Genomic DNA, 24,131 nt, shown 5'->3' on the forward strand with positions numbered 1-24,131 from the left:
ATCAAGTGCGGCCACGCGCCGACGTTTTCCCGTTCGACACTTTGGCCCGTTGCGCCGTCATCTGCATGACGACCAGCAACGGCACGATCATCACGAAAAACACCGCCGTGTACGCGCTGCCGATCTCCAGGCGCAGCGACGCGTAAGCGTCCGCCAGCCCCACGGGCAGCGTCTTCGTGTCGGGCGTGTGCAGCATCCATGTCAGGTTGAATTCGCCGAGCGAGAGCGTCACCACGATGAGTGCGGCCGCCACGATCTCGCTGCGGATGTTGGGCAGCACCACCGTCGTGAAGCGCCGCAGGAAACCCGCGCCGAGGCTTGCCGCGCCCTCCTCCATCAGCTTGATGCGCGCGTCGGCGCATGCCGCCGCCACGGCACGCACCATGAACGGCAGCGTGAAGATGACGTGACCCACGACAATGAACGCGAGACTCTCGCGGAAGCCGCGCATGCCGCCATACACGCTGATCAGCGCGAGCGCACTGGCCAGCCCGGGGAGCGCGATGGGCAACGTCAGCAGCTCCTCGATCCAGCGCGCCATGCGGCTGCGCCAGCGCGCCAGCACGTAACCGGCCGGCACCCCGAGCAGCGTCACCAGCACAAGCGTGGCGGCGCCGACGTACAGCGAATTCAGAATCGCGTCGTGATAGTCCTGCCAGACCTGGATCACCCACTTGAACGTGAGGCCGGCCGACGGCCCCCGGAAATAGTTCACCGACAGCCCGGCAAGTATCGACATACCCACCGGCACCAGCAGGAACGCACACATCAGCAGCGTGAGCAGCAGTTGCAGCGTGAAAAGCGTTTTCTTGAGCATGCGAATCAACCTCCGGCGGCAACCGCCTGCCCCGTAAAATTGCGGGCCAGCATGAGCACCGCCCACGTCACCACGCCGAGCACCACCGAGAGCGCCGCCGCCGTCGCCACGTTGGCGTTGAGCGTGAACTCGGTGTAGATGGTCATGGGCAGCACGTCGATATCGGTCGCCAGCGTAAAGGCCGTGCCGAATGCGCCGACCGAGGTGGCGAAACACATCGCGCCCGACGCGATCAGCGCCGGCGCCAACGCAGGCAGCGTCACGTCGCGCGCGATGGCGAACGGCCCGGCGCCCAGCGACGCGGCCGCTTCCGTGAGCGAGTGATCGAGCGACTCCGCCGCGGCCATCACGGCGAGGATCACGCGCGGAATCGAGAAATACAGGTAGCCGATGAAGAGCCCGGTGAGCGAGTACGCGAACACGAGTTTGTGGCCAAGGAGTTTCGCCGACAGATCGCCGATGAGCCCCTGACGCCCCGCCAGCATGATGACCATGAAGCCGACCACCACGCCGGGGAACGCCAACGGCAGCGTCAGCATCGATACGAGCGCCGATTTCCCCAGGAAGTCGTGACGGGTGAGGAAGAGGCCCGCCACCAGCGATAACGCCAGCGTGGCAAGGGTGACCAGCGCCGAGAGCGCGATGGTCTGCCACAGGCTGTCGAGATAACGCGCATTGGTGAGAATGGCGCGATAGGTCTCGAACGCGTGACCGTCGCCGCTCACCTGCACCAGGGCAGCCATTGGCAACAGCCAGAACGCCAGAAAGACCGCCAGCGCCGGCAGCAGCAGTGCCACGCGCCAGCCGCGCGGCAGAGTCAGGTCACGCATCGCTTGTTTTGCTCCTCTTCCTCGTTGAACATCAGGGCGAAACGACCCTGCGTGCTTAGCGCACGTTCTTCAGATACTGTTGACCGAACGCGTCCTGCTGCGCGGCGAGCTTCTGCAAATCGACCGGTTTCACCCGCGCGTAGTCGCTCGCGGGCAAGAACTTGGCGGCGACCTCGGCCGGCATCGTGCTCGCGCGCACCGGACGCAGGAACGCTTGCGCCCAATGCGCCTGGCCCTTGTCGGACAGCGTGTAGTCGATCACCTTCTTGCCGTTGTCCGGGTGCGGGCCGTTCTTCACGAGCGCGATCACGTACGGCAGCGACACGGTGCCTTCCTTCGGGATCACGAACTGCACGTTGGCGTGGTCCTTGTAGATGGCACGGTAGGCGTTGAAATCGAAGTCGATCAGGATGGGGATCTCACCCGAGAGCACGCGCGCATACGCCGTTTGCTTAGGCACGATCGGCGCGTTCGCCTTGAGCTTCTGGAGATAGCTGATGGCCGGACCGAAGTTGTCCATCGACCCGCCGAGCGCCTGATTGGCGGCAATCGCGGCGGCATAGCCGGCGAATGCGCTGCTCGGATCCAGGTAACCCACCATGCCGCGATATTCCGGCTTGAGCAGGTCGGCCCACGAACGCGGCACCGGCTTGCCTTCCAGCGCGTCGCGGTTCACGAAGAAGCCGACCGTGCCCGAATGGATCGTCGTCCACATGCCGTTCGGATCCTTCATGGCGGCCGGCACCTGATCCCAGTTCGCCGGCTTGTACGGCGCGAGCAGGCCCTTCTTCGCCGCTTCGATGGCAGACGTGATGCCCAGATACACAATGTCGGCCACCGGCGCTTTCTGCTCGGCGATCAATTGCGCAACGGCCTGGCCGGAGTTCTTGTTATCGAGCGGCACGCGAATGCCGGTGTCTTGTGCAATCGCCTTGACCTGACCGGCCCAGTCGGCCCATTCCGGCGGGCAGTTGTAGCAGATGGCCGTCTGCTGGGCCTGCGCGGCGCCAGCGCCGAGCAGGGTGAACAGCGCCAGCGTGCGGGCGGCGCGGGTGATCCAAAGCTTCATGTTGGTAAGCTCCTGAATGTCTGAGCGTTGGCGGAACTCACGTGCCGCCGGATAAGTGCGGGCCTCATGCCCGGATGCCTGATTGCCTCGGCCGGCGCTGAACTCTCTTTCCGGAGCCAGTCGTCGGCCGCTTTCCTTGCTACTACGTTCCCTTCAAAACCGTGCAATACCGTTCGATGGCGCGTCTCACCCCCGCCGGCGCGGCGGTGCCGACACCGTGCCGCCGCGACGAATCTCGTGCGGCAGAATCAGCGCATGGCTCAGTGAGGCGTCGTGCGAGGGCGTCGCGCCGACGCGCGCGTCGATCTGGGCGAGCAAACGTTGCGCCGCGTGACGGCCGATGTCCACACTCGGTTGTACGACAGTCGCCAGCGTCGGCGAAAGCAGCTCGCCCACCCCCAGCCCGTCGAAGCCCAGCACCGACATATCGTCGGGCACTCGCAGCCCCGCCTCGCGCAGGGCGCGCATCACGCCAAGGGCGAGCAGATCGTTGGAGCAAAAAAGTGCCGTGGGACGCGCGCCGTCGCGCTCGCGCTGCGCCAGCCATTCGCGCACCCGCTCGCCACGGGCCCCGCTGTTGAAGTCGATCTCAAAGGCCGGCCGCGGCGTCAGCCCAGCGGCCTGCATGGCATCGCCGTAGCCGAGATAGCGGCGCTTGGCGCGGTCGGAAGCATGCAACGCGCCCGTCACCATCACGATGTCGCGATGACCCGCCTCGATCAGCATGGCCACCCCCTGCGCGGCAGCGGTCCGATTGTCCACGGAGACGCATGGACGCTCCGGCGCATCGTTATAGACGAGTTGGCACGCCACGCCCTCCGCCGCGATATCGTCGAGCAGCGCGCTGTGCTCGGCGTCGGCCAGCGTCAGCAGCAGGCCATCAACGCGCTGTTGCAGCAAGGTCTCGATGGCGTTGCGCTCGCGCTCCGGGTCGTATTGGGTGGTAACGAGCAACAACCGTCGGCCCGTGCCGTCAATGGCGGCTTCAATGCCTTCCAGGCAATCGGCAAAGACCGGGTTGCCCAGCGTGGGCAGCATCACGCCGATCAGTCCGGTGCGCTCGCCGCGCAACTGACGGCCAAGTGCATTGGGACGGAATTTGAGCTCGGCGGCGGCCGCCTGCACGCGCGCCAGTGTCTCGGGACGCACCAACCGAGGTGAATTGAGCGCGCGCGACACCGTCGCAATCGAACACCCCGCGCGCTGCGCCACGTCCCGGATATCTGCCACGCTCGTCTCCCTTGTGTCGTACCGTCGATACTTGCCGTTGACGGATTTTTTGCAAATGTAAACGTTTACGAAAACGTTTTCACTTCGGGATTCTATGGAGACAATGTGATGGATTCATGACATCGCCCAAAAAATGACAAGGAACGACAACGGGCAGACACCGCCGGCAATTCGCCCGTCCAGCCCTGGCTCGCATTGCCCGGCGTGGTCGACATGAGCAGCGGCACGCCGGCCCCCGGGATGCCGCCTATACTGAAATTCCCCAGCCCGAAGGGGCATGACGGCACCCTCTCCCTCCACGACCGGGATCGGCCATGAACGACTATCACTTCCTCACCTTGTGGCGGCTCACCGCGCCGCTGGACGAAGTCTGGGACGCGATTCGCGACGTCGACCACTGGGCACGGTGGTGGCCGTGCGTGCGCGACGTGCGCACGTTTGATCCGGGCGACGCGCAAGGCGTGGGCGCGGTGCGTGTGCTGACCTGGCACGGTGCGCTGCCCTACTCGCTCACCATCGAGACGCGCGTCACGCACGTCGACCCGATGCGCGAGGTGCGCAGTGTCGCGTCAGGCGAGCTGGAGGGCACCGGCGTGTGGCGCTTCGACACGGAAGGGCCGATTACGGCGGTGCGCTATGCCTGGGACGTGCATACGGAGCGCGCCTGGATGAACAAGCTCGCGCCCATTGCCCGTCCGCTGTTCCGCTGGAATCACAACTACGTCATGCGACGTGGCGGCGAAGGTCTCGCGGCATTGCTCAACGCCCATCTGGTCGAGTGCCTCGACACCGACCTGCCGCCCGCCGCCATCGGCGAAGCGCGCGAGGCGCGTGACCTGCGCGAGGCGCGCGCACGGATGAGCCACGACGCGCACCACTGAGCCTGGCTGCTGTTCCCCGCTGCCCCCTTCTGTTCCTTGCTGCCCCTTGCTATTCCAATCAGGAATAGACGCCACGATAGTTTTCATTATTTTTTATATAGCCAGATGCCTAGACTGGAGGGCATCCGGCGGTTGTGCCCTGGCGTTCTCGCCCTCGCCACCCCGCAAAACACCCTGCTCCAGGAGACCTCGTGAGCCTTGCGACTCCGCCGCTGCTGCGGCACTACGTAGATGGCGCGTTCATTGCCACCGATCGCCAGTTCGATAATGTCAGCCCTGTCGACGGGCGGCTCGTCGCGAAGGTTTGCGAAGCCGACGCCGCTACCGTCGATCGCGCCGTGCGCGCCGCGCGCCGTGCCCTGCACGACGGGCCGTGGGGCAACACCACGCCCGCCGAGCGCGCCGCGGTGCTGCATCGGATCGCCGACGGCATCCAGGCGCGCTTCGACGATTTCGTCGCGGCCGAAGTGGCCGACACGGGCCGCCCCGTCGAACAGGCCCGCACCCTCGACATCGCACGCGGCATCGCCAACTTCCGCATGTTCGCCGATCTCGTCAAGACGGCCGGCACCGAGATGTACGACATGCGCGCCGCCGACGGGGGCGACGTCATGAGCTACGTCACGCGCAAACCGCTCGGGGTCATCGGCATCATCTCGCCGTGGAACCTGCCGCTGCTGCTCTTCACATGGAAGGTGGCCCCCGCGCTGGCGATGGGCAACTGCGTGGTCGCCAAGCCGTCGGAAGAAACGCCCTCTTCCGCCACCCTGCTCGCCGAGGTGATGGACGCCGCCGGCGTGCCGCCCGGGGTCTTCAACCTCGTGCACGGCTTCGGCCCGGACTCGGCCGGCGAACACCTGACGAAACACCCGGACGTAGCGGCGATCACCTTTACCGGCGAGTCGCGGACCGGCAGCGCGATCATGAAGGCCGTGGCCGACGGCGTGAAGGAAATCTCGTTCGAACTGGGCGGCAAGAACGCCGCTGTCGTGTTCGCGGACGCCGACTTCGAGCGCGCGCTCGATGGCGTGGTTCGCTCGTCGTTCACCAACGCGGGTCAGGTGTGCCTGTGTTCGGAGCGCGTCTATGTCGAGCGACCGATCTTCGACCGTTTCGTCGCCGCGCTGGCCGAGCGTGCCGCCGCGTTGCGCATCGACGCACCCGACGCCATCGGCGTGCAGATGGGTCCGCTCGTGTCTCGCAAACATCGAGAGAAGGTGCTCGCTTACTATCGTCTGGCGGTGGAAGAAGGCGCGACGGTCGTGACCGGCGGCGGCGTGCCCGCCTTCGGCGATGCCCGCGACGACGGCGCCTTCGTCCAACCCACGGTCTGGACCGGCCTGCCCGATACGGCGCGCTGTGTCCGCGAGGAGATCTTCGGCCCCGTGTGCCACGTCGCCCCGTTCGATCGCGAGGACGAAGTGATTCGCCGCGTCAACGACAGCGAGTACGGACTTGCCGGTTGCGTATGGACAACGAACCTGTCGCGCGCGCATCGCGTGGCGCGTCAGTTCCAGACGGGGCTCGTGTGGGTGAACACCTGGTTCCTGCGAGACCTGCGCACGCCGTTCGGCGGCGTGAAGCGCTCGGGACTGGGCCGCGAAGGCGGACGCCACTCGCTCGACTTCTATTCCGAAATCACCAACATCTGCATCAAACTGTGAGGCGACGGTGCGGGGGTATCGATGGGGGTCGAGCCCCCCGCACCCGTGCGCCGTCCCAAGAACAAGGCACAACGGAGACTGACGACACATGAGCGCATCGCAAGACACGCAGGCCCGCGTGGTGGCCGGCAAGGCCAAGCCGCGCGGCAAGTTCCCGCACATCAAGCGCGCCGGCGACTTTCTGTTCGTCTCGGGCACCAGTTCGCGCCGCCCGGACAACACCTACGCCGGTGCGCAGGTCGATGCGCTGGGCGTGACGCAGCTCGACATTCGTGAGCAGACGCGCGCCGTCATTGAAAACATTCGTGACATTCTCGCCAGCGAAGGCGCCACCCTCGCCGACGTGGTCGAAGTCGGCGCGTTCCTCGTGAACATGAACGACTTCGGCGGCTACAACGCGGTGTACGGCGAGTATTTCGACGAGAGCGGGCCGACGCGCACCACGGTGGCCGTCCACCAGTTGCCGCATCCGTTGCTGCTTATCGAAATCAAGTGCGTGGCCTACGCGCCGCGTTCGCGCTGAAGCACCCCGAGACTCCACCTGACGCCGCATGACCTGGGAGACAGCATGTTGACGTATGGCAAGCCCTTCAATTTCCAGCGCTGGATCGACGATCACGCGTCACTGCTCAAGCCGCCCGTCGGCAATCAGCAGGTCTGGCAGGACAGCGATTTCATCGTGACGGTGGTGGGCGGACCGAACCATCGCACCGACTATCACGACGACCCGCTCGAGGAGTTCTTCTATCAGTTCAAGGGCAACGCGTGGGTCAATCTGTGGATCAACGGCCGCCCGGAGCGCATCGACCTCAAGGAGGGCGACATCTTCCTGCTGCCGCCGCATGTGCGCCACTCGCCGCAGCGGCCAGAAGTGGGAAGCCTGTGCCTGGTGATCGAACGCCAGCGCCCGCCCGGCCTGCTCGACGGCTTCGAGTGGTACTGCCTCCAATGCGGCACGCTGGTTCATCGTGTGGAAGTGCAGCTCAAGAGCATTGTGACCGACCTGCCGCCGCTGTTCGAAACGTTCTACGGCACCGAATCGCTGCGCCGCTGCCCGAGTTGCGGCGAGATCCACCCGGGCCGCGCCGCGCAACCCAAGACTACGGCACCGGCGTCGGCCTGATTCGCGACGCCGCGCCCAGCCCCTTACCCGTTACGTCATGAAGAAAATCGACATGCACGCCCACTTCTTCCCGCGCATCACGCGGGACGAGGCGGCCCGCCTTGACCCCGCTACCGCGCCGTGGCTGCGCATCGACGACGGCGGCGAGACCGGCAACATCATGATCGACGACCGCGCCTTCCGACCGGTCTACCGCGCGCTGTGGGACCCCGCGCTGCGCGTCGAAGAACTCGACCGTCACGGCATCGACCTGCAAGTGGTCTGTGCCACGCCGATCATGTTCGGCTATCGCTACGACGGGCACGCAGTCATTGACTGGGTGCAGCGCATGAACGATCTGGCGCTCGAGCACTGTGCCTACGCGCCGTCGCGCCTGAAGGCGATGGCGCAAGTACCGCTGCAGAACCTCGATCTGGCCTGCGCGGAAGCCTCGCGCGCCAAGGCGAGCGGCCACGTCGGCGTGCAGATCGGCAACCATCTCGGCGACAAGGACCTGGACGACGAACAGCTCGTGGCCTTCTTGCGGCACTGCGGCAACGAACACATCCCCGTGCTCGTGCATCCGTGGGACATGATGACCGACGGCCGCATGAAGCGATGGATGATGCCGTGGCTCGTCGCCATGCCTGCCGAGACGCAGCTCTCGATCCTCTCGCTGATCCTCTCGGGCGCGTTCGAGCGTCTGCCCCGCTCGCTCAAGCTGTGCTTCGCTCACGGCGGCGGCGCGTTCCCGTATCTGCTGGGCCGTGCCGAGAATGCCTGGCATTGCCGCGACATCGTGCGTGCCGACAGCCCGCATCCGCCGTCCCATTATCTGGATCGTTTCTACGTGGACAGCGCCGTGTTCGACCCGCGCGCCTTGCGCCTGCTGGTCGACACCCTGGGCTCGGAACGCATCATGCTGGGCTCGGATCATCCGTTCCCGCTCGGCGAGCAGGACATCGGCCGCCTGGTGGCCGAGCAGCCCGATCTGGACGACGTGGCTCGCCACCGCATTCTGGCCGCGAACGCCCGCGAGTTCTTCGGCCTGTAACTGGTGCTTTCCCGAGGTGTTTTTGAAATCGCTTGCCTACGTAAAAGGCGTCGTTTACGCTGGGCACTTAAATATTTGATGCTTAAACAATTTAGGTAGTCTGACGCGCCTGGCCTGCGATGACCGACGTGAAGAAGCGGTCAAGTCTCCCGGCGCGAGTCCTCTGCGGAAAGTGTTTGCCTGTTTTGGAACTAAGTTTGGAGACCATGATGACGGGAACGAAGACCACGCAACGCAAAGCCATCGCCGTGCTCGGCGCCCTTGCCGCCGGCGCGGCGATATTCGCCTCGAGCGGCGCGCACGCCCAGGTGAAAATCGGCTTCATCGGCACGCTCTCCGGCCCGGGCGGCGCGCTCGGCCAGGATCAGTACGACGCCTTCATGCTCGCCATCGAGCAAAAGGGCGGCAAACTGGGCGGCGTGCCGGTGCAGGTGATCAAGGAAGACGACCAGCTCAAGCCCGACGTCGGCGTGCAGGCCGCGCAGAAGCTGGTGGAGCGCGACAAGGTGTCGCTCATCACCGGCGTGACGTTCTCGAACGTCATGATGGCCATTCACAAGACCGTGACGAATGCGGGCGTGGTCATGGTCGGCTCGAATGCCGGGCCGACCCCGATTGCCGGCGCGCAATGCTCGCCGAACTTCTTCTCGACGTCGTGGGATAACGACGAACTGCACGAGGCCGGTGGCCAGCTCTCGAGCGACCTGGGCTACAAGAAGATGTACGTGATGGCCCCGAACTATCAGGCCGGACGCGACGCCGTGAACGGCTTCAAGCGCGACTACAAGGGCCAGATCGTCGACGAGGTGTACACACAGGTCAACCAGCCCGACTACTCGGCCGAAATCGCCCAGTTGCAGGCCGCCAAGCCCGACGCCGTCTATGTGTTCTATCCAGGCGGCATGGGTGTGAACTTCGTCAAGCAATACCGTCAGGCCGGGCTGCTCGGCAAGATTCCGCTGATCTCCGTGTCGACCATCGACGGCTCGACCCTGCCCGCGCTCAAGGAACTGGCGGTCGGCGCCATCACCAGCGCCCCGTACTCGCCCGATCTCGACAACGCGCAGAACAAGCAGTTCGTGGCGGCCTTCCAGAAGAAATACAACCGCGTGCCGTCGATGTATGCCGCGCAGTCCTACGACGCCGCCAACCTGATCGACTCGGCCCTCACGAAGACCAAGGGCAACGTGGCGGATCGCGAAGCGTTGCGCGCCGCACTCAAGGCGGCCGATTTCTCGTCGGTGCGCGGGCCGTTCAAGTTCGCCAGCAACCAGTTCCCCGTGGCGCAGTTCTACCGCGTGGATGTCGTGAAGGACGCCAACGGCGCCCGGTTCGCGACCAAGGGGCAGATTCAGATCAAGACGCGCGCCGACCTGGCCGCGCAGTGCAAGATCAAGTCGTAAGGCGACGGGCGGGCATCGCCGGCGTGCGGTTCGACGCGGACGATGCCCGCCGTTGCCGACGCGCCGCCCGGCCGTCCCGGGCGGGCGCGATACCACGCGATAGGCCGGCGGCACTGCAGGTGCACGACCCGAGCCGTACCTGAGCACGATCGAGGGTTTATGAAGCGCTACCGCAATTTCGACGAGGCCGAGCTGGACGTTCAGTACAACGCTCGCGCCACCACGCCCAACGTTCTCGACATCCTGACGCAGTACGCCACCGAGAGCGCGCACGCCCGCGCGACCACGCCCTGCGTCCTCGATGTCGCCTACGGCGATCACCCCGACGAGACGCTCGACATCTTCCCGTCACCGGTCCCCGACGCCCCCGTCTTCTTCTTTGTTCACGGTGGCTACTGGCGCGCGCTCGGCAAGGACGATTCGAGCAACATGGCGCCCGCCTTCACACGCGCCGGCGCGACGGTCGTCACGATCAACTATTCGCTTGCGCCCGGCGCCTCGCTTGATACCATCGTCGACCAGACGCGCCGTGCATTGGCCTGGGTGCACCGGCACATTGGCGAACACCACGGCGACGCCCGCCGCATCCACGTGTGCGGCAGCTCGGCCGGTGGCCACCTCGTGGGCATGCTGCTCGCTCAGGGTTGGCACGCCGATTACGGCGTGCCCCACGACGTCGTCGCCGGCGCCGCCCCGCTCTCCGGCCTGTTCGATCTCACGCCGATTCCGTTCACGCACATCAACGACTGGATGAAGCTGTCCGCCGACGACGCGCATCGCAACAGCCCCCACTTCCATCTGCCCGCGCACGGCTGCCCGATCGTGGTGTCCTACGGCGAGAGCGAGACGGCGGAATTCAAGCGCCAGAGCGAGGACTATCTCGCGGCATGGCGCGCCCGTGGCTTCGCAGGTGATTATGTCCCGATGCCCGGCACCAATCACTTCGATATCGTGCTCACGCTCAACGACACCGCCAGTCCGCTCACGCAAGCCATCTTTCGCCTGATGGGGCTACCCCGGGAGGCCGCATGAGTCTGACGCTTTTCGTCATGCAGTGCCTGAACGGGCTGCAACTCGGGGTGCTGTTGTTCCTGATGGCGGCCGGGCTCACGCTGGTGTTCGGCATCATGAACTTCGTCAACCTCGCACACGGTTCGCTCTATATGATCGGGGCGTTCATCGCCGCCACCGTGTACAACCATACGGGATCGTTCGCGCTCGCCGCGATCGCCATCGTTCCCGCAATGCTCGTGATCGGCCTGATCGTCGAATTCGTCGCGCTCAAGACGCTGTACGACCGCGATCACCTCGATCAGGTGCTGGCCACCTTCGGTCTGATCCTGTTCTTCAACGAGCTCGCGCGCATGATCTGGGGGCCGTCGCCGTATTACATGGAAGTGCCCGACTGGCTCGCCGGCACGGTGGATCTGTTCGGCCTCGCGTATCCGGCGTATCGCTTCCTGATCATCGTGGTGGGGCTGGCCGTGGCGCTGGGCTGCTATCTGCTGATTCACCGCACGCGCATCGGCATGCTGATCCGCGCCGGGTCGACCCATCGCCAGATGGTCGGCGCGCTCGGCGTGAACATCGTGCTGCTCAACTCGCTGCTGTTCGGACTGGGCGCGATTCTCGCCGGGATCGCCGGGCTCATGGCCGGCCCCATCCTGTCGGTGCAGCCGGGCATGGGCGAGCCGATTCTGATCCTGACGATGGTCGTGATCGTGATCGGCGGCATCGGCTCGGTGCGCGGGGCATTTCTCGCGGCGCTGATCGTCGGCGTGGTCGACACCGTGGGACGCACTGCCCTGCCCACGCTGCTGCGCAGCCTCATGGAGCGCAGCACCGCCGACACCGCCGGGCCCGCGCTCGCTTCGATGCTCATCTACCTTGTCATGGCCGCCGTGCTTGCTGTGCGTCCGCAAGGTCTCTTCCCGGTCAAACACGGTTGACGATGGAAATGAAACTCAATCTTCGCACCGCCGTGCCGCTGCTGTTGCTCGCCGTGCTGGCGTTGGTGCCCCTCTACGCGACGTTTGCCCAGCAACCGTTCTATCTCACCCTGTTCGGGCGCATTGTGGTGTTCGCCATCGCGGCCGTCTCGCTCGATCTGATTCTCGGCTACGGCGGCATGGTGAGTTTCGGCCACGCGCTGTATCTCGGGCTGGGCGCGTATGTCGTCGGCATTCTCAGCTATCACGGCATCGACAACGGCTTCCTGCATCTCGGGGCGACGCTGCTACTGTGTGCCGTCGTCGGCGCCGTCACCGGTCTGCTCTCGCTGCGCACGACCGGCATCGCCTTCATCATGATTACGCTGGCGTTCGCCCAGATGTTCTACTTCCTCGCCGTCGGCCTGAGGCAATACGGCGGCGACGACGGCCTGCCGGTCACCGCCGGCAGCCGCTTCGGCAGCATGACGCTCGACGACCCCGCCACGCTGTATTACGTGGCGTTCGCCGTGCTGTGCCTGTGCGTATGGGCCGGTCGCCGGCTGGTCGATGCGCGCTTCGGCATGGTCATTCGCGGTGCGCGCCAAAACGATCGCCGCATGCGCGCGCTCGGCTATCCGACACTGCGCTACAAGCTGGTGGCCTACATCATCAGCGCCATGACCTGCGGCGTGGCGGGCATGCTCTACGCCAACCTCACGCATTTCGTCTCGCCCGCTTACATGGCGTGGACGGCGTCGGGCGAGTTGATCGTGATGGTCGTCCTCGGCGGGCTGGGATCGTTCTTCGGGCCGGTACTGGGCAGCGCCGCCATGCTGCTGATCGAGGAATGGCTCAAGGGCATGACGGAGCACTGGATGATTATCTTCGGGCCGCTCATCGTCGTGGCGGTGCTGGTGTCGCGACGCGGCCTGTATGGCCTGCTCGGCGACCTGCAGGTGCGGCTCGCCCGGCGCGCCCGTACCGTGGAGGGCAAGGCATGACCCTGCTTCAAGTCGACCAACTGGTCAAACGCTACGGCGGGCTGATCGCCACCGATCACTTTTGCCTGGATGTCGCGCCGGGGGAGCTGCACGCCATCATCGGCCCGAACGGCGCCGGCAAGAGCACGCTCATCGGCCAACTGGCCGGCGAGCTTCGCGCCGACGAAGGCAGCATCCATTTCGACGGACACGACATCACGGCCATGCCGATCGAGCAGCGCGCCCGCTCGGGGCTCGCGCGCTCGTACCAGATCACGTCGGTGTTTCGAGAATTCACCGCGCTGGAGAACGTGCTCGTGGCCGTGCAGGCGATGCAAGGCCATAGCTTCGGCTTCTGGCGGCCAGCCATTCGCGAAGCGGCGCTCGTCGAGCCGGCGCGCGAGATCCTGGCGCGCACCGGACTGGCCGCGCGCATGCACGTGCCCGCCAGCGCGCTTGCCCACGGCGAACATCGTCAGCTCGAACTGGCCATGGCGCTCGCGGGACGCCCGAAACTGCTGCTGCTCGACGAGCCGATGGCCGGCATGTCGCAGGCCGAGTCCGAACAGATGACGCATCTGCTCGCCGATCTCAAGGGCGATTACGCCATCGTGCTGGTGGAGCACGACATGGACGCGGTCTTCGCGCTGGCCGACCGCATCACCGTGCTCGTCTACGGGCGCGCCATCGCTTGCGGCAACGCCGACACGATCCGCAACGACGCGGGCGTGCGCGAAGCCTATCTCGGGGATGACACCCGCAACGAAATGCTGGGAGCGACCGCATGAGCCCCTTGTTGTCTTTGTCTGGCGTCGAGTCGTACTACGGCGCGAGTCAGGCGCTGTTCGGCATGCAACTCGACATCGAGCGGGGGGCGTTCGTCACGCTGCTCGGCCGCAACGGCATGGGCAAGTCGACCACGGTCAAGTCGATGACAGGCCTCATGCGCCCTGCCCGTGGCGAAATCGTGTTCGACGGACAGCCTGTGCACGCCAGCCCGTCGCATCGTATCGCGCGCGCGGGCATGGGGCTCGTGCCGGAGGGACGCCAGATTTTCCCCACGCTGACAGTGCGCGAGAACCTCGTGGCCACCGCCAGCAATCGTCATGGTGCGCGCTCGCCGTGGACACTGGAGCGCATCTACGCCCTGTTTCCGCGGCTGCGCGAACGCGAGAAAAACCTCGGCAGCAACCTGTCCGGCGGCGAGCAGCAGATGCTCGCGATCGGCCGCGCGCTGATGACGAATCCGAAATTACTCATTCTCGACGAAGCGACGGAGGGGCTGGCACCGCTCATTCGGGGTGAAATCTGGCAGTGCCTGAAGCAACTCAAAGGCAGCGGTCTGTCGATCCTGTGCATCGACAAGAACCTTGCACCGATGCTCGAACTCGGCGATCGCCACTACATCGTCGACAAAGGCCGTGTAGCTTGGCAAGGCGACTCGCCAAGCCTGCGTCGCGCGTTGCCGGAATTACAGGCGTATCTGGGCGTTTGAGGCACGCGCCACGCTGCGTACCGCACCGTTTTGCGTACACTCTACGGCACCTCGTTTCGGCGGGGTGCTTGGTCCTCGATGGGTGTCATACGCGAAAATCCGGAGTGTTTTGTGAAAGCACCCAGTAGAACTCTGTGGTGCAATCGGTTCCGCTTGATTGACTTCGCAAGCGTGCTTATCCCTTCACTTAACACCGACACCCGGGTAGGACTATGGCTTACTCCAATACGCCTTCGAATCCCTTCCGCTGGCTGCTCTCTCAGGACACCGGTGCGCCACCGCCTGCCGAACCGGCGCACGTCAAGAACGGCCTTCCTGCGGATCTTCCGCTCAATATCAAGGAGCTGCCGCGCACACCGCTTCCGAAACTTGAAGTTTTTCCCGACGAATTGCTCGCCCTGCGCAAGCATCTCGGCATGTCGCGTAACGTCTTCGCGCACTACTTGCGTACGAATCCGCGCACGCTGGAGAACTGGGAGCAGGGTCGCGCGCGCCCCAATGCCCAGGCCGCCTGCCTCATTCGGCTCGTGCAACAGAACCCCGGGCTAGTCTCGTCGCTCGCACGTCTCTGACCCGCATTCGCACGATCGTCATCGCATCCGTGGTGGCTTCGCTGCAGGGTTTCGCAAGTGTCGCGATTGCGTTCACGCCATTCGCCGCGTCGGCAGTTCGCGTTACCGTTGGGGCGCGTGGGCAGGTTCATGCGCCGGCCCATCGCAAAGGGCGGCACGCCGATGCACCGGCATGCCGCCCTTCGTTTTGGCGACATCGGCAGGAAGGCGCTACGGCCTGAGGCCGCACGCTTCGCGAAGGCAGGCGACGAAGCGCTCACAAGCCGGGCTCGGCGGCCTGTCGGCACGTAGCGAATACCCCACATCGCCGAAGCTGCCGGGCATGGTATCGGCCAGCACCCGCAGCAATCCCGATTCCACGAACGGCGTGGCCGCCACACGCGGCATCAGCGCTACTCGCGGGGTCTCCAGCATCAAGCCGATGTTGGTCAGCACCGAGAGCGACTCGACGACGTCCTCGGGCAATGCCAGCCCCGCATCGTGGAAGAGCCGCTCGGCAGCGAGCCGCGACGGCGATTCCGGCACCGGCAGAATCCACGCCCCTTCACGCAACTGCGCAAGCGGCACGCGCGCCGGCCCCTGTGGCCAGTGACGCGCCCCACCGACTACGCTGAGCGATTCGTTGAAGAGCACTTCGTGCGTCAGGGCGAAGGCGTTCGCGACAGGCAATGCCCGCTCGGGCAGACGGCCCACGACAATATCCAGATCGCCGCTGGCCAGCGCGGGGAAGAGTTGCGCGGTCGTCGCTTCACGCACTGTGACCAGTACGCCCGGGGTCCGCGACTTGAGCATCGCAATCGTGCGCGGGAGAAGATCCGCGGCGGCCGAGATGAGCGTACCGACGATGACGTGTCCACTGGTACCTGCGCTGAACGCATTCACTTCGTCCGTGAGGTAGCGCAGCTCGGCCATCAGCGATTTCACGCGATGCCCGAGCAGTTCGCCCAGTTCCGTAGGCTGCATGCCGCGATTACTGCGTACGAAGAGCGGTCCTTCGAAACACGATTCCAGCTCGTGCACGATCTTGCTCACGGCCGGTTGTGTGAGACCGGTTTCGTTGGCGGCGCGCACGAGCGAGCCCGTCTCGAGCACGCGATCGAACACCTGAAGCTGGTGGAACTTGAGCTTTCGTCCGAGATTGAGGGAGGTCCAGGGCAGCGAGCGCATCGGCGTGCCGTTCAGGCCGCCGCCGCGGAGCCGGACGGTATCACCGCCCCCGCCCCCGGCACGCCCTGCGCCGCGGGCGCCACCGACGCAGCCGCGTCAGACTCGGCAGGGTCGCCCGGCAGGAATGCGACGACGTACTCCTCCAGCATCGCGGCGTCCGGCAGGGACGCCGGATTGACATGATGGTTGACGAGGCATCCGTCGAACGTCAGCACAAGCATATCCACCAGACGCGCACGTCGCACGCTATCGCGCGCAAGGCTCGGTGCGACTGCCGCCAGCATGCCCGACAGATGCTCGCGAAACCAGCGCAGCAGCGATGCGTCGTACGGATCGCCCGGGCGGACGGTGGCCAGCGCCTGCACCAGGTTGTGCGAAAAGCCGTTGTCGAGTCTCGGCATCTGGACCAGCAGGCCGTCGAGCAGGGTGCGCATGCGGGCATGGGCGCCGTGTGCCGCCATCACCTCGGCTTCGAGCAAGGTAATGCGCGCCTTGAACCAGGTTTCGTAGACGCAGAAGAAGACCTGCAACTTTGCGGTGAAGTAGCTGTAGATGTTCGCGTGGGAAATGCCGGCACGCTTTGCGATCTGCACCATGGTCGTTTCGACATAGCCCTTGTCGAGAAACAGGGCATGCGATGCTTCCAAAATGGCCAGACGAATGTCTTCTTTCTTGACTTGTGGCATGGATAAGCTTGCGCGGATAGGCCGAGCACCTCAATCGATTTGTCTCAACAATCGCTGAATTCAGTACCGAACTTCAGCGGGCACAGTATGCCAGCGCAAACGCAGCTTGCGGCGAAAACTAAGCGCAAATACTCCCCCGGACTTTCCCGATGGTTTCAACGCATTCAGCGCGATTTGCGATGACAGACATCGCGTAATACGCCGCGTAATCGCATACTCCGCGCATTCCGCACCTTCCGGCATGAATGGCGGCTTTTAAAGCCGCCGGCCGAGACATTTCAAACTTGAACAATTTCGATGTCACGCTTTCGACAGCTCCGCTTTACGACGACATCCGCCCGCGGCGTCGCACAAGCACAGGAACATGCGCGATGGTGCGTGCGCCAGCGTCGCTGGTGTCGCCCTCCGCATCGTCAGAACGTCCACAATTTATTTCGGACTGCATTTTATATACCGATCGCACAGAAAGCACCGTGGAGCTCACAGGTTCGCGACCGTCACGCCCGACCCAAGGGCTTTACAAAGTCTTACAAGATCGGGCGACCCAAATACCGCAACTTGCGTCAAACCTAAATCAATCAGCGCTGGCGACAGACGCCATGAATACGAATACCGCGCAATACCGCATTGGACTGCGCATCGACCGTAAATGGATCGTGTATCAAGCCTGCGCCGTCAGCGACCGCTGTTATTGAACGGCAGGCGATGCCTGCGATTGCCCGGGGCCCGACGCCCCCCTCTTTGAAGGAGTCATGCGTCATGAAAACTACACAACGATGGATCTCGCACCTCTCCCGTCTGTCACGCTCGGCCGGCCCGGTACTCGCAGGGGCCGCATTGATCGGCACGCTGGCCGGCTGCGGCGGCATGACGCCACGCGAATCGCGTAATACGGCAGTTGGCGCCGGCGTCGGCGCCCTGGGTGGCGCCCTCATCTCCGGCGGCGACCTGGGCACGACCGTGGGGGGCGCCGTCGTCGGCGGCGTGATCGGTAACGTCATCACGGACGACCGCCGTCGCCGTTGATACCGGTCTCCCCGTCATCGGGCGGCTCCCCTCTCGTCAGCGCATCGCATCGCGAGGCCGATACCGCCGTCACTGTTCAACGAATCAGGAGAAGCGCGGCATGACATCTCAACAGACACCGCATCAACGTACGCTTCGAACCCTCGCGACACGGCGTACGGCGCGCCGGACACTCGCCGTCATCACGCTTTGCGCCAGCGCCGCCGCCCTGTCGCTCGTCGCGCTGCCCGGCCATGCACAGACGCGGACGCCGATGAACGGCGTCGTGCCGACGACACCTTCGGCGCCCATGCCTGCGCCGTTACCGGGCCCGGACTACGGCGACGCGTCGGATCAGAACGCAGCGCTCGGGCTGTACCTGCAACGCTCGTTCGACGCCATCGACACCAATCGCGATGGCAAGATCGACCGCAATGAATGGTCGGCCTATCAGCACAGCCAGTTGCAGGCGCGTCGCGCCACGTTCGAGCGCTATTTCAAGGCGGCGGACAAGGATGGCGACGGTTATCTGAGCCGCGACGAAACGGCGGCCGCCGAGCCGTTCCTCGATCGGCATTTCGAGCTGATCGACGCCAATCGTGACGGCAAGCTCTCGCCCGCGGAGATTCGCGCTTACTTCCGCCGTTACTATCACGAGCGCGCGCAAGCCGACGCGGCAACCACGAAACCCTGAGCCCCTCGCTCGGTAGCGCAAAAAAATACGCCACGGCATGCCGTGGCGTATTCGCTTGCGCGTCATGCGTGCGGCGTGTCACCGCCGCGCACAACAGGCACGTATTACACGTGGAAGAACTCGGCAATGAGCGCAGCACCGAGGAACGTACCGGCGTTCGCGAGGAACGACACGACCACGATGCGCCAGCCCAGACGACGGAACGCCGGCACATCCTTGGCGACCGACAGACCGGCGTACGTCAGCATGGGCGTCACCAACGAGAGGAAGTTGATCTTCCCGGTGAACTGCTCGACGATCGGCGCGAACGGGAAAGCCGGCGACGTCAGGAACATCGCAATGAGCGACACCCAGCACACGGCGGGCACCTTGCGGCGCGTGACGTAGTACAGCGCCTCGCCCACGATCACGGCACCGATCATGATGACCATGCCCGGCACGCCGTCGAGGAACGGCGTCTTGAAGGCGATGGTGTTACCGACCAGCGCCAGCGCACCCGAGAACACCCAGGCGAACAAACGTGCACCGAAATTCATTTCGACGGTGTGCGCCGTGCTCGCTTCCTTGAGTTCCTTGGCGGCGTCGGCATCGGCCACCGCAGCGGCTTCGGCGTTGGCGCGACCGCGGCGGCTCATGCGGCCCAGCACCGGCTCCATCACGCGGTAGCCCCACACGGCGAGCGGCAGCGAGATGAACAGCGTGAAGTACGTGCCGATGGTCGTCGTGATCAGGTTCGATGCGGCGGCGAACGTGGCCACTTCCTTGGCGACTTCCGGCGTTTGCTGCGCGGCGATGGCGCCGGCGGCAGCGGCCATCATCGAACCCGAGCCCACGCCGGCGCCCATGGCGAGCGAGTGCGGGTGGAACAGATTCAGGCTGGCGATGAAGCCCGCGAACAGCGAGATGAACACTGCGCCGAACACCGTGCCCGTCAGGTACTCGGCCAGCACGCCACGGCCTTCCGGCGAATCGAAGCCATACTTTTCACCGATGATGGCCAGGCTCGGCTCACGACCGACCGAGAACGTCGCTCCGATGGCCTCGCGCTTGATGCCGAGCATCAGCGCGACCGGCAAGCCCAGGATGATCGTGCCCACGAAATGGCCAAACTCCTGGAACACGAGCGCCCAACCGGCGGCCACGAGTTTGGGCAGCGAGCCCCCCACGAGCAGCCCCAGCTTGGCCACGAAGAGCAGTAGCGCCGGTTGCAGAATGGCGGACGCCTTGTGTTGCATCGGCAGGTTGATCTGCGCAAAACGCGGCAGACGCGCTTGCGACAAACCCAACGCCGCGCCGAGCAGCAACGCCCAGACCATCGGCAGCAACACGATCTTGCCGTGCCCCGCATTGATGCTGATCGCCCCGATCAGCTCCGCGATGACGAGAATCACGATTGCCCAAATATATAGGCGCACACCATCGCTGAAGGCGCCCCCTTGCGGTTGGCCCGCGCTTTTTTCCATGACTGCCATCTGGGTCTCCCCTGCACATGCTATTGAACCGGTCCGGTGCCGTCCGGTGACCCGGAAGGTGTACGAACATTTCGGTGGTTAAGGAAATTCGGCACGCCATCCGTCCGGTCCCCAGACCGTCGGACTTCCCCATGACGCCTGACGGCTCGCCAGGTTGGCACACCTCGGTGACAACAACAGCGTTCCGCGCCGAACCACCCGAGGGCGGCATTATACGCGGCCAAAATGGCCGTTTCGGCCCCGAATCTCACGGGCTGAAACGGCTCCGTACCGAGCGGGGTCTCACGACCGTCGCCCCGATCCAGCGCGCCCCCGTCGACGCGACGCCCCCGACGACCGAACGCATGACGACACCCCTTCCCCCCGGATGGCCCTACGCTCGCCGCGGACCAGCATCAGACGTAGCCAAACGGCGTGGCGGGGTTCGCCGCGGTCTCGACCCACACGCTCTTCGTCTGCGTGTACTCATACAGCGCTTCCATGCCGCTGGAGCGACCGTAACCGCTATGGTGGTAGCCACCGAACGGCGACGCCACGTTGATCGTCTTGTAGCCGTTGATCCAGAACGTACCGGCATTGACCTGCGCCGCCACACGGTGCGCGCGCGCGACATCCTGCGTCCACACCGCGCCGGCCAAGCCGAACTCGCTGTCATTGGCGATCGCCAGCGCCTCTTCCTCCGTGTCGAAGGGAATCGCCACGACGACCGGGCCGAAGATTTCGGTACGCGCCACGCCCATCGTATTGTTCGCGTCGGCCAGCACCGTGGGGCGCACAAAGAAGCCGCCATCGCTGCGCTGCTGCGTACCGGCCGCCAACCGGGCGCCGCCCGCGACGCCCGCATCGATCATGTTCATGACGTGTTGGTACTGGGTACGGTTGCAGATCGGACCGACCTCGGTCGTGTCGTCGAGCGGCTCGCCCACGCGGATCTTCTCCGCGCCGCGCGCAAGCATGTCGACCATCTCGTCGTACACGCCACGCTGCACCAGCAAACGCGAGCCGGCCACACAGCTCTGGCCTGCGCTCGAGAAGATGGCGGCCTGAGCGCCGAGGCAGGCGCGCTTCAGGTCGGCATCGTTGAACACGATATTCGCGGACTTGCCACCCAGTTCCAGCACGCTCGGCAGCAGGCGCTGCGCGGCGGCCGCGGCGATCTTGCTGCCCGTGGCGGGCGAGCCGACGAACACCACTTTCTTGACGACCGGATGCGAGATCGCCGCCTGACCGGTGGTGTGACCGAAACCGGCGAGCACGTTGATGAGACCGCGCGGCACGCCCGCCTGCTCGGCCAGTTCGGCCACCGCCAGTGAGCTGGCCGGGGTCAGTTCCGACGGCTTGAGCAGCACGCCGTTGCCCATGGCGATAGCCGGGGCAAGTTGCCAGCCGCACGTAAAGACCGGGGCGTTCCACGGCGTGATCTGCAACACCACGCCCATCGCTTCGCGACGCGTGTAGTTCAGGTGCGTGCTCGGTACGGGGATGACATCACCATAGAACTTGTCGGTCCAGCCCGCGTAGTACTCGAACATCTCGGCGACCTTGGCGACTTCACCGCGGCAGTCGCGAATCGGCTTGCCCGCGCCAATCGATTCGAGTTGCGCGAGCGCTTCGGCGTTTTCGCGGATCTTGCTGCCGACGGCCTGCATCACACGACCGCGCGCCGCATGGGTCAGCGCCCACCAGGTTTTCTGCGCGGCTTGCGCGGCGTGGGCCGCCTGGGCCACGACGGCGGCACCGGCGTCGCGATACGACAATACCGTCTGGCCGGTGGCCGGGTTCACGATCTCGATGTTCGCGTCACCCGTGCCTTCGAGCAGTTCGCCATTCACGAACGAGCCGAGGGTGGTGGCCTTGGGGAAGAACTTTGCGAATGCGCCGAGCAAAGCGGCGGCTTGTGGGTCTGCCATGAGAACACTCCGTGCGACGCGCCGCATCGGGCGCATCGTTTCGTCAAACAACAATGGAAAATCAAACGACCCGGCGTAATGCCGGAGCGGGCTGACGCGCGATCACGCCCGGCCCGGCTCGATGAACTGCACGATGCGATTGAAGTCCTCGTCATCGCCTACCGTTGCCGCGCTTGCGGCCCACAGACGACCGACTTCGGCCGAGAGCGGTCCCGTGGCGAGCGTGCCCGTCTGCTCGGCGAGTGCCATCGCCAGACGCACGTCCTTGCGCATGAGCTTCATCGTGAAACCGGAGTCGAACGCGTTGTTGAGGATCCACGTCGGGTAGTTGGTCTGTGTCACGCCGCTGCGGCCCGAGCCGGCATTCAGCCCCTCCAGCACTTGCGCCGGCGCTACGCCGGCGGCTTCGGCCAGACGCATCGCTTCGCCCGCCACGACCAGATGCGCCGCGCACATCAGGTTGTTGATCAGCTTGGTCACGTGACCGGCGCCCACGTCGCCGATATGCACGCGCTTGGCGGACATGGCGGCGAGCACCGGTTCGATCCGCGCGATGTCCTCCACCGAACCGCCCAGCACCATCGTGAGCGCGCCGTTCAGGGCGCCCTTCGGGCCGCCGGAGACCGGTGCGTCGACCAGCGCGATACCCTTCTCGCGCAGCGTGGCAGCCAGTCCACGCGTGCTTGCCGGATCGGCCGTCGAGGTGTCGATGACGATCAGGCCCTCGCGACCGTTCGCGGCAATCCCATCGGCGCCATTCACCACGGCCTCGACGACCTGCGAGGTCGGCAGCGACAGCACGAGGGCGTCGGCTTCGCGGGCCAGTTCGGCCACCGACGCCCGCAGTCCGACGCCCGCGTCGGCCAAGGCGCGACCGGCGGCCGGCGACGGATCGAAGCCGAGCACCGTGAAACCGCCGCGCTGCAACGACAGCGCCATGCCGCGTCCCATGTTGCCCAGTCCGACCACTCCGATGATTTTCATGTTGACTCCAGATTGACTGCGAGGATGACGTCTCCCCCTTGGGCGACATCGCGTTGCTTCGTCGGCCGAACGTGCCGGCCAACGCTTGGACATTGATTGGCAGTGTGGGATGAAAAAAAACGACGCTCAATGACAACGCTTGAAGATTTTTGTTCTAAAAATTAGTCTTTAGGGTATGACACCTGCCATCAACGAAAACCGACTGCTGTATCTGTTTGAAGCCGTCCAGTGCGGCACCGTGCGCGCCGCGGCGGACAGACTGGACATTGCCCCTTCGGCCGTCAGCCGTCAGATCGCCCTGCTGGAGGCCGAAATGGCGCTACCGTTGATCGAACGTCACAAACGCGGCGTCCATCTGACGCAGGCCGGCCGGTTGCTCATGGAGTATTACCGGGAACAGCGCGCACACCAGGAGGACTTGCTTGCCAAGCTGCAGGAGGTGCGGGGGTTGCGGCGCGGGCATATCCGGCTGGCGGTCGGCGAGGGGTTCGTCAGCGATCTGATGGGCGCGCCGCTGCAGTACTTCTGCAAGCGCTATCCGGACATCACGCTCACGCTCGATCTGGCGGGAACCAACGAAGTCATGCGGCGGGTCGCGGAAGACGATGCGGACATCGGGCTGGTCTATAACCCCCCGATCGAACCCAAGATCGTGTCGCGCGCGCAGATGCGCCAACCGGTGCACGCGATCGTCGCGCCCGACTCGCCGCTCGTAGAGCGGTGTCGCGCGGCCGGGGGACTCAAGCTCGACGCGCTCTACGACGTGCCGCTCGCCCTTATGCATGGGGCGTATGGCACCCGCCAGTTGATGGCGCTGGCCGAGCAGTCGGAAAAGTATCGGCTGACGCCCGCGGTCACGACCAACTCGATTTCCGTGCTCAAGCATTTCGTGCGCGCCGGACTGGGCGCCACATTCCTGCCCGCGTTTGCCGTGTCACAGGAGATCGAGGCCGGCGAGCTGCGCGCGCTGCCGATCGATCACCCGATTCTCAATCAGGCCGAAGCCCATCTCGTCACGCGCACAGGCCGGCGGCTGTCCGGCGCGGCCAACCGCTTGCTGACCCATTTGGCGAGCAAGATGGAAGCGTTTGGCGCCCCGGACTGACGTGAACGGCCAACGTCGACGGGCATGGACCCGGTCGCCGCGTTGCCCGGCTTCGGTTGCTGGCACGCAACAATCGCCGT

25 protein-coding genes are annotated in these 24,131 nt (G+C 65.1%); 16 read left to right on the plus strand and 9 right to left on the minus strand.

All coding sequences use genetic code 11. The annotated features are described in order from the left end of the window. Position 1: 1 nt before the first annotated feature. From A985_RS0115015 to A985_RS0115030, 4 genes are all read right to left on the minus strand, one after another. Complete coding sequence (locus A985_RS0115015; RefSeq protein ID WP_369751581.1) at positions 2-883, minus strand: ABC transporter permease; 882 nt, start codon at positions 881-883, stop codon at positions 2-4. Beyond that, positions 823-1,647, minus strand: a complete 825-nt coding sequence (locus tag A985_RS0115020) for an ABC transporter permease (protein ID WP_017234223.1) — start codon at positions 1,645-1,647, stop codon at positions 823-825. The genes A985_RS0115015 and A985_RS0115020 overlap by 61 nt, the downstream gene beginning before the upstream one ends. Before the next feature lie 55 nt (positions 1,648-1,702). Beyond that, positions 1,703-2,716 carry an extracellular solute-binding protein gene (locus A985_RS0115025; RefSeq protein ID WP_017234224.1) on the minus strand — a complete coding sequence of 338 codons (1,014 nt, stop codon included), beginning with the start codon at positions 2,714-2,716 and terminating at the stop codon, positions 1,703-1,705. A gap of 186 nt (positions 2,717-2,902) precedes the next feature. Then, positions 2,903-3,946, minus strand: coding sequence for a LacI family DNA-binding transcriptional regulator (locus A985_RS0115030; RefSeq protein ID WP_017234225.1), 1,044 nt, complete (start codon positions 3,944-3,946; stop codon positions 2,903-2,905). Positions 3,947-4,260: 314 nt separating this feature from the next. On the opposite strand from A985_RS0115030, the gene A985_RS25645 reads away from it, so the two are divergent. The 12 genes from A985_RS25645 to A985_RS27085 all read left to right on the plus strand — a co-directional run bounded on the left by A985_RS25645 (position 4,261) and on the right by A985_RS27085 (position 15,028). Next, the gene (locus tag A985_RS25645; protein WP_017234226.1) at positions 4,261-4,827 is read left to right on the plus strand and encodes an SRPBCC family protein; all 567 of its coding nucleotides are present in this window, start codon (positions 4,261-4,263) and stop codon (positions 4,825-4,827) included. A 191-nt stretch (positions 4,828-5,018) separates the two neighbouring features. Then, a complete protein-coding gene (locus A985_RS0115040; RefSeq protein ID WP_017234227.1) occupies positions 5,019-6,491 on the plus strand; it encodes a 2-hydroxymuconic semialdehyde dehydrogenase in 1,473 nt (490 codons plus the stop codon). Between the two features lie 88 nt (positions 6,492-6,579). After that, complete coding sequence (locus A985_RS0115045) at positions 6,580-7,014, plus strand: RidA family protein (protein WP_017234228.1); 435 nt, start codon at positions 6,580-6,582, stop codon at positions 7,012-7,014. A gap of 45 nt (positions 7,015-7,059) precedes the next feature. After that, positions 7,060-7,614 carry a 3-hydroxyanthranilate 3,4-dioxygenase gene (locus tag A985_RS0115050; protein WP_017234229.1) on the plus strand — a complete coding sequence of 185 codons (555 nt, stop codon included), beginning with the start codon at positions 7,060-7,062 and terminating at the stop codon, positions 7,612-7,614. 37 nt (positions 7,615-7,651) lie between these two features. Next, on the plus strand, positions 7,652-8,647 hold the full coding sequence (locus tag A985_RS0115055; RefSeq protein WP_017234230.1) for an amidohydrolase family protein: 996 nt from the start codon (positions 7,652-7,654) through the stop codon (positions 8,645-8,647). A 209-nt stretch (positions 8,648-8,856) separates the two neighbouring features. Further along, positions 8,857-10,050 carry an ABC transporter substrate-binding protein gene (locus A985_RS0115060; protein WP_017234231.1) on the plus strand — a complete coding sequence of 398 codons (1,194 nt, stop codon included), beginning with the start codon at positions 8,857-8,859 and terminating at the stop codon, positions 10,048-10,050. Positions 10,051-10,209: 159 nt separating this feature from the next. Next, on the plus strand, positions 10,210-11,082 hold the full coding sequence (locus A985_RS0115065) for an alpha/beta hydrolase (RefSeq protein WP_017234232.1): 873 nt from the start codon (positions 10,210-10,212) through the stop codon (positions 11,080-11,082). After that, on the plus strand, positions 11,079-11,999 hold the full coding sequence (locus A985_RS0115070; protein ID WP_017234233.1) for a branched-chain amino acid ABC transporter permease: 921 nt from the start codon (positions 11,079-11,081) through the stop codon (positions 11,997-11,999). The genes A985_RS0115065 and A985_RS0115070 overlap by 4 nt, the downstream gene beginning before the upstream one ends. Positions 12,000-12,007: 8 nt before the next feature. Next, the gene (locus tag A985_RS0115075; RefSeq protein ID WP_017234234.1) at positions 12,008-12,982 is read left to right on the plus strand and encodes a branched-chain amino acid ABC transporter permease; all 975 of its coding nucleotides are present in this window, start codon (positions 12,008-12,010) and stop codon (positions 12,980-12,982) included. Next, positions 12,979-13,749 (plus strand): ABC transporter ATP-binding protein, encoded by a 771-nt coding sequence (locus A985_RS0115080; RefSeq protein WP_017234235.1) that lies wholly within the window; start codon positions 12,979-12,981, stop codon positions 13,747-13,749. The genes A985_RS0115075 and A985_RS0115080 overlap by 4 nt, the downstream gene beginning before the upstream one ends. Next, positions 13,746-14,456, plus strand: coding sequence for an ABC transporter ATP-binding protein (locus tag A985_RS0115085; protein ID WP_017234236.1), 711 nt, complete (start codon positions 13,746-13,748; stop codon positions 14,454-14,456). The genes A985_RS0115080 and A985_RS0115085 overlap by 4 nt, the downstream gene beginning before the upstream one ends. A gap of 212 nt (positions 14,457-14,668) precedes the next feature. Further along, positions 14,669-15,028 carry a DNA-binding transcriptional regulator gene (locus tag A985_RS27085; protein ID WP_017234237.1) on the plus strand — a complete coding sequence of 120 codons (360 nt, stop codon included), beginning with the start codon at positions 14,669-14,671 and terminating at the stop codon, positions 15,026-15,028. Between the two features lie 210 nt (positions 15,029-15,238). Here A985_RS27085 and A985_RS0115095 read toward each other — a convergent pair whose 3' ends face one another. After that, positions 15,239-16,195, minus strand: coding sequence for a LysR substrate-binding domain-containing protein (locus A985_RS0115095; protein WP_017234238.1), 957 nt, complete (start codon positions 16,193-16,195; stop codon positions 15,239-15,241). 11 nt (positions 16,196-16,206) lie between these two features. Further along, positions 16,207-16,881, minus strand: a complete 675-nt coding sequence (locus tag A985_RS27090; protein ID WP_017234239.1) for a TetR/AcrR family transcriptional regulator — start codon at positions 16,879-16,881, stop codon at positions 16,207-16,209. Between the two features lie 284 nt (positions 16,882-17,165). Here A985_RS27090 and A985_RS28225 point away from each other — a divergent pair, with 284 nt between their 5' ends. The 3 genes from A985_RS28225 (at position 17,166) to A985_RS27095 (ending at position 18,580) form a co-directional block, all read left to right on the plus strand. Continuing rightward, positions 17,166-17,576: a hypothetical protein gene (locus A985_RS28225; RefSeq protein ID WP_157211479.1), complete on the plus strand. Its 411-nt coding sequence runs from the start codon at positions 17,166-17,168 to the stop codon at positions 17,574-17,576. 64 nt (positions 17,577-17,640) lie between these two features. After that, positions 17,641-17,907 (plus strand): glycine zipper 2TM domain-containing protein, encoded by a 267-nt coding sequence (locus tag A985_RS0115110; RefSeq protein WP_017234241.1) that lies wholly within the window; start codon positions 17,641-17,643, stop codon positions 17,905-17,907. A 100-nt stretch (positions 17,908-18,007) separates the two neighbouring features. Then, positions 18,008-18,580: an EF-hand domain-containing protein gene (locus A985_RS27095; RefSeq protein ID WP_017234242.1), complete on the plus strand. Its 573-nt coding sequence runs from the start codon at positions 18,008-18,010 to the stop codon at positions 18,578-18,580. Between the two features lie 104 nt (positions 18,581-18,684). Here the strand turns inward: A985_RS27095 and A985_RS0115120 are convergent, their stop codons facing one another. The 3 genes from A985_RS0115120 to A985_RS0115130 all read right to left on the minus strand — a co-directional run bounded on the left by A985_RS0115120 (position 18,685) and on the right by A985_RS0115130 (position 23,039). After that, positions 18,685-20,052, minus strand: a complete 1,368-nt coding sequence (locus A985_RS0115120) for a DUF3100 domain-containing protein (RefSeq protein WP_017234243.1) — start codon at positions 20,050-20,052, stop codon at positions 18,685-18,687. A gap of 395 nt (positions 20,053-20,447) precedes the next feature. After that, on the minus strand, positions 20,448-21,962 hold the full coding sequence (locus A985_RS0115125; protein ID WP_017234244.1) for an aldehyde dehydrogenase family protein: 1,515 nt from the start codon (positions 21,960-21,962) through the stop codon (positions 20,448-20,450). Between the two features lie 102 nt (positions 21,963-22,064). Further along, positions 22,065-23,039, minus strand: a complete 975-nt coding sequence (locus A985_RS0115130) for an NAD(P)-dependent oxidoreductase (protein WP_083902320.1) — start codon at positions 23,037-23,039, stop codon at positions 22,065-22,067. An 82-nt stretch (positions 23,040-23,121) separates the two neighbouring features. Between A985_RS0115130 and A985_RS0115135 the strand changes: the two genes are divergently transcribed. Further along, complete coding sequence (locus A985_RS0115135) at positions 23,122-24,051, plus strand: LysR family transcriptional regulator (RefSeq protein WP_017234246.1); 930 nt, start codon at positions 23,122-23,124, stop codon at positions 24,049-24,051. The last annotated feature ends 80 nt before the right edge of the window (positions 24,052-24,131 follow it).

The organism is Pandoraea sp. B-6 (assembly GCF_000282835.1).
Taxonomy (GTDB): domain Bacteria; phylum Pseudomonadota; class Gammaproteobacteria; order Burkholderiales; family Burkholderiaceae; genus Pandoraea; species Pandoraea cepalis.